At 72.8% G+C, this 14,296-nt stretch carries 14 protein-coding genes; 6 read left to right on the top strand and 8 right to left on the bottom strand.

Annotation, left to right across the window (positions count from 1 at the left end; genetic code table 11):
• Positions 1 to 14: 14 nt before the first annotated feature.
• The 5 genes from OHA91_RS21685 to OHA91_RS21665 form a co-directional block, all read right to left on the bottom strand.
• Positions 15 to 1,478, bottom strand: coding sequence for an aldehyde dehydrogenase family protein (locus tag OHA91_RS21685; RefSeq protein WP_266500413.1), 1,464 nt, complete (start codon positions 1,476 to 1,478; stop codon positions 15 to 17).
• Entirely contained in the window at positions 1,475 to 3,214 is a 1,740-nt protein-coding gene (locus OHA91_RS21680; protein ID WP_031150478.1) for an N-acyl-D-amino-acid deacylase family protein, read from the bottom strand. The genes OHA91_RS21685 and OHA91_RS21680 overlap by 4 nt, the downstream gene beginning before the upstream one ends.
• Before the next feature lie 275 nt (positions 3,215 to 3,489).
• A complete protein-coding gene (locus tag OHA91_RS21675; RefSeq protein ID WP_031150476.1) occupies positions 3,490 to 4,611 on the bottom strand; it encodes an LLM class flavin-dependent oxidoreductase in 1,122 nt (373 codons plus the stop codon).
• 95 nt (positions 4,612 to 4,706) lie between these two features.
• Positions 4,707 to 5,492: an SDR family NAD(P)-dependent oxidoreductase gene (locus tag OHA91_RS21670; protein ID WP_031150474.1), complete on the bottom strand. Its 786-nt coding sequence runs from the start codon at positions 5,490 to 5,492 to the stop codon at positions 4,707 to 4,709.
• Positions 5,493 to 5,502: 10 nt separating this feature from the next.
• Positions 5,503 to 6,450 carry an LLM class F420-dependent oxidoreductase gene (locus OHA91_RS21665; protein WP_328739790.1) on the bottom strand — a complete coding sequence of 316 codons (948 nt, stop codon included), beginning with the start codon at positions 6,448 to 6,450 and terminating at the stop codon, positions 5,503 to 5,505.
• 142 nt (positions 6,451 to 6,592) lie between these two features.
• On the opposite strand from OHA91_RS21665, the gene OHA91_RS21660 reads away from it, so the two are divergent.
• Positions 6,593 to 7,234, top strand: a complete 642-nt coding sequence (locus tag OHA91_RS21660; protein ID WP_438271801.1) for a transmembrane-type terpene cyclase — start codon at positions 6,593 to 6,595, stop codon at positions 7,232 to 7,234.
• Here the strand turns inward: OHA91_RS21660 and OHA91_RS21655 are convergent.
• From OHA91_RS21655 to OHA91_RS21645, 3 genes are read right to left on the bottom strand one after another with little or no spacing between them, the layout of a single operon-like run.
• A complete protein-coding gene (locus OHA91_RS21655) occupies positions 7,206 to 8,012 on the bottom strand; it encodes a hypothetical protein (RefSeq protein ID WP_328739789.1) in 807 nt (268 codons plus the stop codon). The genes OHA91_RS21660 and OHA91_RS21655 overlap by 29 nt on opposite strands.
• Positions 8,013 to 8,038: 26 nt before the next feature.
• Entirely contained in the window at positions 8,039 to 9,337 is a 1,299-nt protein-coding gene (locus OHA91_RS21650; RefSeq protein ID WP_308289021.1) for a sensor histidine kinase, read from the bottom strand.
• Complete coding sequence (locus OHA91_RS21645; RefSeq protein WP_266500401.1) at positions 9,334 to 9,996, bottom strand: response regulator transcription factor; 663 nt, start codon at positions 9,994 to 9,996, stop codon at positions 9,334 to 9,336. The genes OHA91_RS21650 and OHA91_RS21645 overlap by 4 nt, the downstream gene beginning before the upstream one ends.
• Before the next feature lie 90 nt (positions 9,997 to 10,086).
• On the opposite strand from OHA91_RS21645, the gene OHA91_RS21640 reads away from it, so the two are divergent.
• The 5 genes from OHA91_RS21640 (at position 10,087) to OHA91_RS21620 (ending at position 14,204) form a co-directional block, all read left to right on the top strand.
• Positions 10,087 to 10,590, top strand: coding sequence for a hypothetical protein (locus OHA91_RS21640; protein WP_266500398.1), 504 nt, complete (start codon positions 10,087 to 10,089; stop codon positions 10,588 to 10,590).
• On the top strand, positions 10,587 to 11,708 hold the full coding sequence (locus tag OHA91_RS21635) for a peptidoglycan-binding protein (protein WP_328739788.1): 1,122 nt from the start codon (positions 10,587 to 10,589) through the stop codon (positions 11,706 to 11,708). Before OHA91_RS21640 ends, OHA91_RS21635 begins: the two co-directional genes overlap by 4 nt.
• Positions 11,705 to 12,451, top strand: coding sequence for an ABC transporter ATP-binding protein (locus OHA91_RS21630; protein ID WP_328739786.1), 747 nt, complete (start codon positions 11,705 to 11,707; stop codon positions 12,449 to 12,451). The genes OHA91_RS21635 and OHA91_RS21630 overlap by 4 nt, the downstream gene beginning before the upstream one ends.
• On the top strand, positions 12,448 to 13,674 hold the full coding sequence (locus tag OHA91_RS21625) for an ABC transporter permease (protein WP_031150457.1): 1,227 nt from the start codon (positions 12,448 to 12,450) through the stop codon (positions 13,672 to 13,674). The genes OHA91_RS21630 and OHA91_RS21625 overlap by 4 nt, the downstream gene beginning before the upstream one ends.
• Positions 13,675 to 13,760: 86 nt before the next feature.
• Positions 13,761 to 14,204: an NUDIX hydrolase gene (locus tag OHA91_RS21620; RefSeq protein WP_031150455.1), complete on the top strand. Its 444-nt coding sequence runs from the start codon at positions 13,761 to 13,763 to the stop codon at positions 14,202 to 14,204.
• The last annotated feature ends 92 nt before the right edge of the window (positions 14,205 to 14,296 follow it).

Raw genomic sequence — 14,296 nt, 5'->3', positions numbered from 1 at the left:
GGAGCCACCCGGCCTCAGCCCGGCCAGACGATCGACTGGATCTCGCTGTAGGCGTGCAGGGCGTACGAGCCGACGTCGCGCCCCACACCGCTGCGCTTGAAGCCGCCGAACGGGGCCTCCATGTTGCGGCCGATGGTGTTCACGCCGACCCCGCCCGCGCGCAGCCGCCGCGCGATGCGGAAGGCGCGCGCCGAGTCCCCGGACCACACGTAGCTCAGCAGGCCGAAGTCGCTGTCGTTGGCCAGTCGGACCGCTTCGTCCTCGTCGCCGTCGAAGGGGACGACCACGACGACCGGGCCGAAGATCTCCTCGCGGACCACCCGCATGTCGTTCGTGCAGTCCACGAGCAGGGTCGGGGCGACGTAGAAGCCCCGCCCGTCCCCGACCACGGGGCGCTCGCCGCCGTACGCGATCCGGGCGCCCTCCTTCTTCCCCAGCTCGATGTACGACTCCACGCGGTCGCGGTGCGCCGCCGAGATGACCGGGCCGACGACCGTGCCGGCCGCCGCCGGGTCGCCGACCTTCATGAAGGCCAGGTAGCCGGTGAGCTTCTCGATCAGCTGCTCGTAGACCGACCGGTGGACGATGACCCGGGTCGGGGCGGTGCAGATCTGGCCGGAGTAGAAGGAGAAGGTGGTGCCGATGCCCATCACCGCCGCGTCCAGGTCGGCGTCGTCCATGACGACGGCCGCGCCCTTGCCGCCGAGTTCCATCAGCTGCCGCTTCATCGTGCGGCCGCAGACCTCCGCGATGCGCTGTCCGACGCCCGTGGAGCCGGTGAAGGACACCATGTCCACGTACGGGGAGTCCACGGCGGCCTCGCCGACCTCCACCGACTGCCCGCCGACCACGTTGACGACGCCCGCCGGGACCCCGGCCTCGTGCAGCGCCTGCGCCATCCTGAAGACGGACAGCGGGTCCTGCGGGGCCGGCTTGACGACGACTGTGTTGCCCATGGCCAGGGCGGGGGCCACCTTGCCGGCCGGGTTCGCCCACGGGTTGTTGTAGGAGGTGATGCAGGTGACCACGCCGACCGGCTGGCGGACCTCCAGCGCGCCCAGGATGCTCGCCCTGCCCATCGGGCCGGCCTCCGTGACCTGGGGCGGCAGCCCCTTCTCGACCGGCTCCAGCGCGCCCTGGGCGTACCTGCGGAAGCGGGCCACGCCGACGCCGACCTGCATGCCCCGCGCGATCCCGGTCGGGGCGCCCGTCTCCGCCTGGGCCAGGGCCGTCCACGGCTCGAACTCGCGCTGCATGATGTCCGCGGCCCGGTCGAGGATCGCCGCCCGGGTCTGCGGCGGCGTGCGCGACCAGCTCTCGAAGGCCTCGGCCGCGGCGCGGGCGGCGTCCGCGACCTGTTCGCGCGAGGCCTCGGGGGCGAGCCCGACCACCGACTCGTCGGCCGGGTTGACCACGTCGTAGTGGCCGCCGGCCGGCTCCACCCACTCGCCGCCGATGTAGAGGGGCTGTGCGTTCAACGGGTGCTCACCGTCCTCGTGTCCCGGCCCGATCGCAGCACGATGCCGGGGACGGCGCCGGTCACCTCGTCGTCGCGGATGGTCTCCACGCCGTTGACCCGTACCGAGACGATGCCGATGGCCCGGGCGTCCAGGCGGGGGCTGTCTCCGGGCAGGTCGTGGACGAGGGTGGCCGGGCCCGCCTCGATCCGTTCGGGGTCGAAGAGGACCAGGTCCGCGTGGTAGCCCTCGGCGAGGCGGCCGCGCTCGCGCAGCCCGAACAGCCGGGCCGGGTCGTCCGTGAGCATCCGTACCGCCTCTTCCAGCGGCACCAGCTTGCGGCCGCGCAGGCAGTCGCCGAGGAAGCGGGTCGTGTACGGGGCGCCGCACATCCGGTCCAGGTGGGCGCCGGCGTCGGAGCCGCCGAGCATGACGTCCTCGTGCTGCCAGGTCTCGGCGCGCAGCGCCCAGCTCGCCGGGTCGTTGTCGGTGGGCATCGGCCAGAGCACGGTGCGCAGGTCGTCTTCGGCGCAGATCTCCACCAGGCACTGGAAGGGGTCCTGGCCGCGTTCGGCCGCGATGTCGCCCACGACCCGCCCGGAGAGGCCTTCGTTCTCCTTGCTGTAGGTGTCGCCGATGACGTAGCGGCCGAAGTTGGCGAGGCGGCGGAAGACGCCGGCCTCCTTGCTGTCGGCGCGGCGCAGCATCTCGGCGCGCACGCCGGGGTCGCGGAGCCTGGCGATCCGCTCGGGGACGGGCAGGCCGAGGACCTCGCCCCAGCCGGGGATGAGGTTCAGCGCGCAGAAGGTGCCGAGCGACATGTTCATGGGGGTGAGGATGGGCATCGTGAGCGCGACGATGCGGCCGCCGGCCTTGCGGGCGCGCTCGCTGGGGATCAGCTGGCGCGGGACCCGTTCGGGGACGGCGGCGTCGATGGTGAGGACGTTCCAGTTCAGGGGCCGTCCGGCGGCGGCGCTCATGGCGACGAAGAGGTCGATCTCCTCGTCGGAGAACTGGTCGAGGCAGCCGGCGACGATCGCTTCGAGCTGGGTGCCCTCGTGTTCGGCGACGGCGCGGGAGAGCGCGAGCAGTTCGGCGGGCCTGGCGTGCCGGGATGCGACGGGGGCGCCCGCGCCGTCGGAGTGGGTGGAGGACTGGGTGGTGGACAGGCCCCAGGCGCCGGCGTTCATGGCGTCGTGGAAGAGGTCGAGCATCTGCTGCATCTGCTCGGGGGTGGGCTGTCCGCCGACGGCGTCCTCGCCCATGACGTGGCGGCGCAGGGCGCAGTGCCCGACCATGAAGCCGGCGTTGACGGCGATCCGGCCCTCCAGGGCGTCGAGGTATTCGCCGAAGGTGGACCAGGTCCAGTCGACGCCCTCCTCCAGGGCTTTGAGGGCCATGCCCTCGACCTTGCTCATCATGCGGCGCGTGTAGTCGGCGTCCTCGGGGCGGGCCGGGTTGAGCGGGGCCAGGGTGAAGCCGCAGTTGCCGCCGGCGACGGTGGTGACGCCGTGGTTCATGGAGGGCGTGGCGTAGGGGTCCCAGAAGAGCTGGGCGTCGTAGTGCGTGTGCGGGTCGACGAAGCCGGGGGTGAGGACGAGGCCGGTGGCGTCCTCGCTGGTGCGGGCCTCTTCGGTGACGGTGCCGGGTGCGGCTATCGCCGCGATCCGGCCGTCGCGTATCCCCACGTCTGCGACGCGGGCGGGGGCGCCGGTTCCGTCCACGACGGTCGCGCCCTTGATCAGGTGGTCGAGCATGACGTCCCTTCGCACTTTCAGCCTCGCCAGGGGGCACCTCCCAGCGGTAGCTGGGGGAGTTTGAGGCGCGGGGTCCGGGGCGGCGCCCCGGGGAAACCCGGCTCCGCCGGGCACCGGGCTCCGCCCGGACCCGCGACTCAAACGCCGGCGAGGCTGGATCTGTGCCCCGGCCGGAGGCCGCCGGGCGACCGCGGCCTCGGCATGGCCTCCGGCCGGGGCCGGTGCGGGACGGCGGTCCGGGAAGACGCCGTCCCCGTTGGTGCGCCCCGCAGGGGTCAGGCGGACTGCCGGAAGCGCGTCGTGCGGTGGACCGGGTCCGTGTCGATCTGCGGGATCACGTGCTCGCCGATCAGCTTGATCGTGGTCATCGTGTCCTCGTAGCCGACGCCGGTCGGCAGACCGAAGGACAGCTGGTCCGCGCCCGCCTGCTCCCAGCGCTTGCACTGGGCCCTGACCTCCGACGGGTCGCCGCAGATGAGGAGTTCCTCGGCGATCAGAAGCTCGATGATCTCCGCGTTGTACTCCGGCAGGGTCTCGGGCCACTGCGGGATCGCCTCGGGCCGCGGGAAGGTGTCGTGGTAGCGGAAGACCAGCGACTGGAAGCGGTTCATGTTGGCGTTGACGGCGATCTCGACGGCCTTGTCGTGGGTCTCGGCGCAGATCGCGGTGGAGGTGACCATCACGTTGTCGTTGACGAAGGCGCCGATGGCCTTCGCCTCCCTGATGGCCGTCTTGTACTGGTCGAGGACCCACTCCATGTCGGAGACCTTCTGCACGCTGAAGCCCAGCACGCCGAGGCCCTTCTTGGCCGCCATCGCGTAGGAGGAGGGCGAGCCGGCGGCGTACCACATGGCCGGGTGGGCCTTGCCGTACGGCTTGGGGAAGACCTTCCGCGGCGGCAGCGACCAGTGCTTGCCCTGGAACCCCTCGTACTCCTCCTGGAGGAACATCTTGGGGAATTCCGCGATGGTCTCCTCCCAGATCTCCTTGGTGCCGTTCATGTCCTCGATGCCGGGCAGGAAGCCGAGGATCTCGTGGCTGCCCGCGCCGCGGCCGGTGCCGAACTCGAAGCGGCCCTTGGAGAGGTGGTCGAGCATGGCGACCTTCTCGGCCACCTTGACCGGGTGGTTCACCGGGGCGAGCGGGTTGAAGATGCCGGAGCCGAGGTGGATGCGTTCGGTGGCGTGCGCGAGGTAGCCGAGGAACACCTCGTTCGCCGACAGGTGCGAGTACTCCTCCAGGAAGTGGTGCTCGGAGGCCCAGGCGTACTTGAAGCCGGACTTGTCGGCCTGGATGACGTACTCGGTCTCCTCGACCAGCGCCTTGTGCTCTGCCTCGGGGTCGACCTTGGACCGCGCCTCAGGCACGTATCCCTGCACGAAGAGCCCGAATTCCAAGGGGGTTCACCGTCCTTTTGTTTCTGACGTTCCGTCAGATTCGATGTCTCGACTGTTCCACCGCGAGGGTGCGAGCGTCAATACCTGACGCTTCATCAGAGAATGCTGACGCCCGCCATCCAGCCGCCGTCGATGACGAACGGCTGGCCGGTGATGTACGAGGAGTCCTCGCCGGTCAGGAAGAGCGCCAGCCTGGCGATCTCCTCCGGTCGGCCCACCCGCCCCATCGGGACCACCCGCCGGTAGAGCTCCGCCATGGCGTCACGGGCCTCGTCGGTCATGTTCGCGGGGTCCAGCAGGCCGGGGTTGGCCATCGGGGTGTCCACCGCGCCCGGGCACATCGCGTTGACCCGGATCCCCTTGGCCGCGAGCTCCAGCGCGGCCACCCGGGTCAGACCCAGGATGGCCGCCTTGGTCGCGGCGTAGGCGCCGACGTACGCCATGCCCGTCAGGCCGGTGTAGGAGGAGGTGTTGACGATGGTGCCGCCGCCGGCCGCCTCGATCTCGGGCGCCACCGCCTTGATGCCGAGAAAGGCGCCCACCTGGTTGACCTCGACCACCTGCCGGAACTCCTCCAGCGGGGTCGAGGCCAGCTCGTTGAAGCGCAGGATGCCGGCGTTGTTGACCAGGCCGTCGACCCGCCCGAAGGCCTCCTTGGCGGCGGCGACCGCGGCCGCCCAGTCCTCCTCCCGGCTCACGTCCATCCGCACGTACCGGGCCCGGTCCTCGCCGATCTCCTTGGCCACCGCCGCGCCCTGTTCGTCCAGCACGTCCCCGAGGAGCACCTTGGCACCCTCGGCGGCGAAGAGCCGCGCCTCCTGCTCGCCCTGGCCGCGCGCCGCACCGGTGACGATGACGACGCGCCCGTCCAGCTTGCCCATGCCCGTGCTCCTAGTCGTTGAGGTGCGGGGCGACTTCGGCCCCGAAGGCGGTGATCTGGTCGACGAGCTCGGCGCGGTCGCGGCTGCGGAAGCGGACCTGGATCTGGTCCACGCCGAGCGCCCCGTACTCGCGCAGGGATTCGGCGAGCGCCTCCGCCTTGCCGGTGAGGGTGCGGCGGCCGGTGTCCCAGCCGGGCTCGCCGACGTACAGCGCCTCGGTGATCGCGCCGACCTCGAAGGGGCCGGTGACGCCGGCCTCGGCGCGCAGCTGCGCGATGCGGGCGATCTGTGCCGGGAGCCGGTCGCGCGGGTCGCCCTGCGGGAGCCAGCCGTCCCCGCGGACGGCGGCCCGGCGGACGGCCGCGGGCGAGGAGCCGCCCACCCAGACGGGGATCCGCTCCTGGGCGGGCCGGGGCAGCTGTCCGAGGTCCTTGAAGGAGAACCGCCCGCCCTCGAACTCCGGGTACTCCTCGGGCCCCAGCGCCGCCCGCAGCGCGTCCAGGGTCTCGTCGAGGACGGCGCCGCGGCGCGCGAAGTCCACGCCGAGGGCCTCGAACTCCTCCTGGACGTGGCCGGCGCCGACGCCGAGGATCAGCCGGCCTCCGGAGAGGTGGTCGAGGGTGGCGTACTGCTTGGCGCTGATCAGCGGGTGGCGCAGGCCGAGGATCGCCACGTGGCTCAGCAGCCGCACGTGCTCGGTGACCCCGGCGAGGAAGGACAGCGTGGCCACCGGGTCGTACCAGACGGTGCTCATGGCTCCCGCGAGCCGCCGCGGGATCGCCACGTGGTCGCAGGTGGCCAGGTATGCGAAGCCGGACCGGTCGGCGGCCCGCGCGATCTCGGCGAGATCGGCGGCGTCGGCCGACGCCTCCCAGGGTTCGGCGTAGATGGTGCTCTGCGACTGGACCGGGAGCTGCATCCCGTAGACCAGCCGACCTTCCGGAAACACGCGCGCCATGGCGGGCCCGCCTCGCCTTCGTCTGCCGATTCGTCATATCGGTGCCGGGCCATCGTGATACCTGACGGCCCGTCAGACAAGGGGGCGGTCAGCACGGGCGCTCAGGACGCGCGCCTTCCCCGCCCGGGGCGCACCCCCTAGGGTGCGGCGGATGGATCTGATGCTCACGCTCGTCAGCGGGATCGCCTGGACGGTCGTGTACGTGGAGGCGATCCGCGTCGGGCTGCGGGACCGGACGTACGCGATGCCGGTCGCCGCGCTCGCGCTGAACTTCGCCTGGGAGGCGACCTACGCGGTCCTGGAGTTCCGGGAGGAGCTCTCGCCCCAGGGCGTGGTCAACGTCGTGTGGGCCACGGCCGACGTCGTGATCATCTGGACGTACCTGCGCTTCGGGCGCGCCGGACTGCCGGAGTTCGTGACCCGGCCCCTCTTCGCCGGCTGGTCGGCGCTGCTCTTCGCCACCGGCTTCGCCGTGCAGTGGCTGTTCCTCGCGCATTTCGGGATGCACGACGCGACCCGCTACTCGGCCTTCCTGCAGAACCTGCTGATGTCCGGCCTGTTCATCGCGATGTACGCCGCCCGGCAGGGCCCGCAGGGCCAATCCCTGACCATCGCCGTCGCCAAATGGCTCGGGACGCTGGCCCCGACCCTGCTCTTCGGGGTGATCGAAGACGCTCCGTTCATCCTCGGTCTCGGGATCCTGTGCAGCGTCTTCGACCTGGCCTACATCGGTCTGCTGCTGCGCGGACGCCGCGTCAGAAGCCTTCCGGCCCCATCACGATGACCGGCTTCGCCGCCGGGTCCAGGGTCTCCAGGACCTTGCGCATGGCCTCCTTCGGGATGCCGACGCAGCCCTGGGAGGGGCCGTCGTGGTCCACGTGCAGCCAGATGTTGCCGCCCCTGTCCTCACCGTCCGGCTTGACCGGGTCCAGCGGGGAATGGCCCGGGCGGCGGTTGAAGTCGATGGCCACGACGTAGTCGAAAGAGCCCACCAGGGACTCCCCGTTCACCCCGCGGCCGGTGGCGACGAAGCCCCGGTCCTCGTCGTACGGGAGCCGCGTGCCCGGCGGCGGGGACAGCAGGCCGCCCGCGTCGGTCAGCGCGAAGACGCCCTGGGGCGAGGTCAGGTCGCCGTACGTGCGCTCCGTGGACCAGCCCCTGGCCCCGTTGCGCGCCGGCCAGCTCTCGGCCTTGACCCAGTCGGCCCCGGCCTGGGGACGGGTGTACAGGGTGGCGGTGGACTCCGAGGAGTCCACGGCCCTGCCGGTGACCAGGATGAGCTGACGGGACTCGGCCGGGATCCTCGCCCGCGTCTGTTCGCTGATCCCGGTCAGGCCCTGCGTGGGCGACCGCGGGGTGTCGCGCGCCACCCGGTCCACGGGCTGCGGGCGGGAGTCCGTACTGGCCTGCGCCGCGCCCGCGGCCTGTTCCGGATCCTGGGCGACGTACACCCACCCGGCCGTGAAGGTCACCAGGCCGAGGGTGGCGGCGAGCGCGGCGCGGCGCGCCGCACGACGGTTCGTACGGGCGGGGCGGGAGCGTGCTCGGGCGTGCTTGCTCATTCACCCGACCGTACATCAGCGCACCTTCAGACCCGGTTTGTCCGCGATGTGCGCGCCACGCCGGGCACCGGGAAGCGGACACGGACCGTCAGGCCGCCCTCCGGTCCCGGGTTGGCGCCGGCCGTCAGCTCCGCCTCGTGCGCCCGGGCGATCGACGCGGCGATCGAAAGGCCCAACCCGGCGCCCTCACCTGCGGTGTGCTGCCGTTCGGCGCGCCTGCGGAAGGGCTCCAGGAGGCCCGGCACGTCCGCCGGATCGATCACCGGGCCGGTGTTGCACACCGTCAGTTCCCCGTCCGCAGAGGTGGACACGGCGATCCGGCCCTCCGCGCGGTTGTGACGCACCGCATTCATCAGCAGGTTCCGCAGCAGGTGGCCCAGCAGCACCCGGTCGCCCGTCACGACCAGCGGCGCGAAGGTCCGTACGACCGTCAGGCCCGCCTGCGGGCAGGCCGCCAGCTCGGCGGCCGCGAGCTCCGCCAGGTCCACCGGCCCCGTCGACTCCAGCCCCTGCTCCGAGACCGCGAGGAGCAGCAGCGACTCGATGAGGTGCTCGCTGGAGTCGGCGACACCGATCAGCTTGGCGCGGATCCGGGCGACCTTCTCCGGCGGCGGGTCCCCGGCCAGCCCGATCTCGGCCGCCGCCCGCTGCACGGCCAGCGGGGTGCGCAGCTCGTGTGCCGCGTTCGCCGCGAACCGCCGCTGCGCGGAGACCAGCTGCTCCATCCGGCCCAGCATCGCGTCGAAGGTGTCGGCCAGCTCCTTGAGCTCGCCGGGCGGCGCGTCGAGGGAGATCCGCTCGTGCAGGTTCTCCCCGGACAGGCGGCGCGCGGTCCCGGTGATCACGCCGACCGGGCGCAGCACCCGGCCGGCCATCCACCAGGCGAGCCAGATGGACAGCACGGCGAAGACGGCCAGGGCGAGCAGCGAGTACACCAGCAGCCGGTGGCGGGTCGCCTCGGTGACGGCGTCCGAGAGGTTCTGGGTGTAGGCGTAGCCCTTCAGCTCCTCGGCGGTGGGCGCCTCGCCCGGCGGTCGCCGCTGCGCCGGCTCGTACGGGGGGCGCGGCTTCAGCAACTGGCCGGGCGAGGCGCCGGGCGAGGGCAGGACGTAAGCCGGGCTGACGGTGCGGACGGCCCCGCTGACGCTCGCGTACAGCCCCTGGCCGACCATGACGTAGACCAGCGCGACCAGACCGCCGCCGGCCAGGAGCAACAGCGAGCCGTACAGGGCGGTCAGGCGGCCGCGCTCGGTGCGCAGGACGCGCGGGAGCCGCAGGGCCCGCGGGAGCCGCAGGGCTCGCAGGGCCTTGGGGAGGCCCTTCACCGGGCCGCGATCCGGTAGCCCGCGCCCGGCACGGTCTCGATCAGCGGCGGCTCGCCCAGCTTGGCGCGGAGCTTGCTGAGGGTGACGCGGACGGCGTTGGTGGAGTAGCTGGTGCCCTCCTCCCACACCTGCTCGATCAGGTCGTCGTTGCCGACCACGGCGCCCTCGGCGCGCAGCAGCGCCTCCAGCACCGCGAACTCCTTGCGCGACAGCGCGAGCCGGTGCCCGTCCCGGGTCGCGCTCCGCCGGGCGGTGTCGACGGCGACGCCCGCGCGCTCCAGCACGGGCGGCAGGGCGGGGCGGGCGCGCCGGCCCAGCGCCAGGACCCGGGCGAGGAGCTCGTCGTAGGCGAACGGCTTGGTGAGGTAGTCGTCCGCGCCCAGGCCGAGGCCCTCGACGCGGTCGCGCACGGTCCCCGAGGCGGTGAGCATCAGGACGCGGGTCAGCAGCCGCATCCGCACGACCTGGCGGCAGACCTCGTCGCCGTGCAGGCCCGGCAGGTCCCGGTCCAGCACCATGACGTCGTACTCGCCCAGGCGCAGGCGCCGCAGCGCCTCCAGGCCGTCGCTCGCCTCGTCGACGGCGAGCGCGTCGCGGCGAAGCCCCTCGGCGATCATCTCCCGGAGGAATTCCTCGTCCTCCACCACCAGTACGCGCATGCCGTCCTCTTTACCGGAGGTCGGTGTTTCGCCGTTGTAAGCAGGGTGCGAGAGGGAAGCGAAAGGCCCTTTCACCGCAGGCTCGGGCCCATGAACCGATCCCTCATCATGTCCACGGCCGCGGTCGTCACCGGGCTGACCCTGTTCGCGACGGCCTGCGCGAACGACTCCTCGAACGGCGAGGACGGCTCCGCGAGCGGCAGCAGCAGCGGCGGCAGCAACAGCACCAGCGGGGCCGGCGCGGACGCCGACCGCGCCGTGAAGATGCGCCAGTGCCTGCGCGAGCACGGCATAGACGTGCCCGACCCCGAGCCCGGCCAGGACCCGCGCGGGATGACCCTGGGCGGCGGCGCCGACCCGCAGAAGATGCAGGAGGCGATGAAGGCGTGCGGGATGCAGGGCCCCGGCTCCGGCAAGGAACCCACGCAGGAGGAGAAGGACAGGGAACTCACGTGGATCCGGTGCATGCGCGAGAACGGCGTCGCCCTGAAGGACCCCGAGTACCAGGGCGGCGCCCGGAGCGCCGTGGAGATCCCCAAGGGTCAGGAGAAGGCCTTCGAGGAGGCCCAGAAGAAGTGCGAAGCGGCCCGATGAGGACGCGCGCCAAGTGGCTGCTGGGCTCGCTGGCCGCCGTACTGGCCGTCTCGGGCGGCGGCTACGCCGTCACGGCCCAGCCGCAGCGCGGAGACGGCGGGCAGGAGCGGCGCACGGGCGGACTGCCGCCGGCCACCGCGCCGGTGCAGCGCGGCGACCTCAGCTCGGGCCTCCAGGTCGAGGGCACCCTCGGCTACGCGCAGGAGCGCAAGCTGAACGCCGGCGGCCCGGGCGTCCTGACGTGGGTCGCGGGCGAGGGCTCGGCCGTCGAACGGGACGGGAAGCTGTACGAGGTCAACGGCCGGCCGGTGCGGCTCCTGTACGGGGTGACGCCGATGTACCGGCAGCTGAAGGCCGGCGACAAGGGCGAGGACGTCAAACAGCTCAAGCGGAACCTCCTCGCCCTCGGGTACGGCACCGGGCTCGACCCGGAGGACCCGCTCTTCACCGCGGGCACGACGACGGCCGTCAAGCGGTGGCAGAAGGCGCACAAGGCGGCGGAGACGGGCGAGGTCGGCAAGGAGGACGTCGCCTTCGCCTCGGGGCCGCAGCGGGTGCGCGGGAAGGACGCGGCGGTCGGCGACGAGGCGGTGCCCGGCAAGCCGGTGCTGACGGTCACGGGCACCGAGCGCATCGTCCGCTTCCAGATGGATGCGGCGAAGGCGGCGGCGGCGAAGGCGGGCGAGCCGGTCACCGTACGGCTCCCGGGCGGCGGCAGCGCCATCGGGAAGATCGACTCGGTGGGCGGGGCCCGGCCCGACGACAAGAACGGCGGCCCGGGTGCGAGCGGCGGCGGGGGCGGGGCCGGGGCCGGGGGCGGGGGCGACAAGAAGGCCAAGGTCGAGGTGGTCGTCACCTTCGACGAGCCGGCCGAGATCACCGCCCCGGACCAGTCCCCGGTGACCGTCGCCCTGACCGGCGAGACCCGCAAGGGCGTGCTCTCCGTGCCCGTGAACGCCCTGCTGGCCCTCGCGGGCGGCGGCTTCGGCGTCCAGGTCGTGGAGGACGGCCGGGCCCGCGAGGTCCGCGTCGAGCTGGGCATGTTCGGCAACGGCCGGGTCGAGGTGACCGGCGACGCCCTCGAGGAGGGCATGCAGGTGGGGATCCCCAAGCTGTGACGGCCACGACGACTCATCCGGACCCGCACCCGCAGCCGGTCGTGGAGCTGACCGGGGTCACCAAGGAGTACGCGGGCGGGGTCACGGCCCTGCGCGGGGTCGACCTCAGCATCGGCGGCGGCGAACTCCTCGCCATCGTCGGCCCGTCGGGCTCCGGCAAGTCCACCCTGCTGCACATCGTCGGCACCCTGGACCGCCCGACGGCGGGCGGGGTACGGATCGCCGGCCACGACATCGCGGCCCTCTCGGACCGCTCGCTGTCGGCCCTGCGGTCCCGCCACGTCGGCTTCGTCTTCCAGTCCTTCCACCTGGTGCCGGGCATCAGCGCCCGCGCCAACGTCGCCGAGGGGCTGCTGTACTCCGGCCTCTCGCGGGCCGAGCGCGGCCGCCGGGCGTCGCACGCCCTGGAACGGGTCGGCCTCGGCGACCGGATGGACCACCGGCCGCACGAACTGTCCGGCGGCCAGAAGCAGCGCGTGGCGATCGCCCGTGCGGTGGCGGGCGCACCGGACCTGCTGCTGGCCGACGAACCGACGGGCGCCCTGGACACGGCGTCCGGCGAGTCGGTCATGGAGCTGCTGCACGAACTGAACCGGGACGGGGCCACCATCGCCGTGATCACCCACGACAACGAGATCGCGGCGAGCCTGCCGCGGCAGGTGCACATCCGGGACGGGGAGATCGTCGCGGACGTCCGCACCGGCCCGGCCGCCCCGATCGGGGCAGCGGGGGCGGCGCGATGAGCCGTACGAGAGCACGCGCCCGGAAGCCGGCAGCGCGGCTGCGCCCGCCGAGGCTGTCCCCGCGGGACGTCCTGCACGTCGGCTCGGCGGGCCTGCGCGCCCGCCCGGTGCGGGTCTTCCTGTCCGCGCTCGGCATCGCCATCGGCATCGCGACGATGATCGCCGTGGTCGGCATCTCCTCCTCCAGCCAGGCCAAGCTGCTGCGCGAGCTCGACCGGCTCGGCACCAACATGCTGGTCGCGACGCCCGGCCGGGGCATGTTCAGCGGCCAGGACACCACGCTCCCCAAGGAGGCCCCCGGCATGATCTCCCGCATCGCGGGGGTCGAGTCGGTCGGCACCACGGGCGATGTCGCCGAGTCCGTACGCCGCTCCGAGAACATCCCCGAGGAGGAGACGGGCGGGGTCGCGGTCAAGGCGGCCAAGGACGACCTGCTGGGCACTCTGCGCGCCTCGATGGCGAGCGGCACCTGGCTCAACGACGCCACCGGCCGCTACCCCTCGGTGGTGCTCGGCGACGTCTCCGCCCGCCGGCTCGGCATCACCGGACCCGGACAGCAGGTCTTCATCGGCGGCCGGTACTTCACGGTGATCGGCATCCTCGGGCCGGTCCCGCTGGCCCCGGAGATCGAGCGCTCCGCCCTGATCGGCTGGGACGCGGCCGAGCGGCTGCTGGGCTTCGACGGCCACCCGACGGCCGTGTACGAGCGCTCCGCGGACGACCGGGTGACGGCGGTCCGCGAGCTCATCGCGCAGACGGCCAACCCGCAGACCCCGAGCGCCGTCTCGGTCACCGACCCCTCGGCGGCCCTCCAGGCGAAGGCGGCCACCGAGGGCGCCTTCAGCACGCTGCTGCTGGGCCTGGGCGGGATCGCACTGCTGGTGGGCGGAGTCGGCGTGGCCAACACCATGATCATCTCGGTGCTGGAGCGGCGCCACGAGATCGGCCTGCGCCGCTCGCTGGGCGGTACGAAGGGCCAGATCCGGATCCAGTTCGTGACGGAGTCCCTGCTGCTGTCCGGACTCGGCGGGCTGGCCGGGATCGTCCTGGGCGGGGCGGCCACGGCCGTCTACGCCCGCACGGGCGACATGCCCTGGGTGGTCCCCCTGTGGGCGGTGGGCGGCGGCTTCGCCGCCACCCTGGTGATCGGCACGCTGGCCGGCCTCTACCCGGCAGTGCGCGCGGCCCGACTGTCGCCCACGCTGGCGCTGGCTACGGCGTAGGCCGTGTCCGCGTGGTGATCGGCTCCGGGGCAGACGGCGGGCGCAAGCCCGTCCCCCGGAGCCGATCACCGACGTACCCTGAATCGATGAGGCGAACTCCACGTCACGCGGCACGCGTTGTCATCCTGTCCCCCGCCGGGTCGGTGTTCCTCTTCCGCGAGAACAACGTGGAGGTGGGCATCCACTGGCTGCCGCCCGGTGGCGGGATCGACCCCGGCGAAAGCCCCGAGGACTGTGTGCGGCGCGAGCTGCGCGAGGAGACCGGGTGGACCGACCTGGAGCCGGAGCGCCTGCTGTGCACCTGGGAGCACGACTTCACCCACCAGGGCGTACCGGTGCGCCAGCACGAGCACATCTACGTCACCACGGGCCCGCACCGGGAGCCGGTCCTGGAGGAGCCCGGCATCCACTGGCAGTGGCTCTCCGCGCAGCGCCTGGCCACCCTGGGCGAACCGGTCTGGCCTCCCCGCCTCTCGGACCTCCTCACGAACACCCCGCCCGAACCGGTCCACCTGGGCCTACTGGCCTGACCCCCGGACCGATCGGCGACGCGCGGTCGTCATCGAGCGAGTCTTCCGGCAGTATCCCAGGCCGTCCGCGCGGCGTGCGGGTGGACCTCCGA

This window comes from Streptomyces erythrochromogenes, from assembly GCF_036170895.1.
In the GTDB taxonomy this organism is placed as follows: domain Bacteria; phylum Actinomycetota; class Actinomycetes; order Streptomycetales; family Streptomycetaceae; genus Streptomyces; species Streptomyces erythrochromogenes.
Note: the sequence above shows the minus strand (reverse complement) of the source record. Positions and strands in the feature narration are given on the sequence as shown.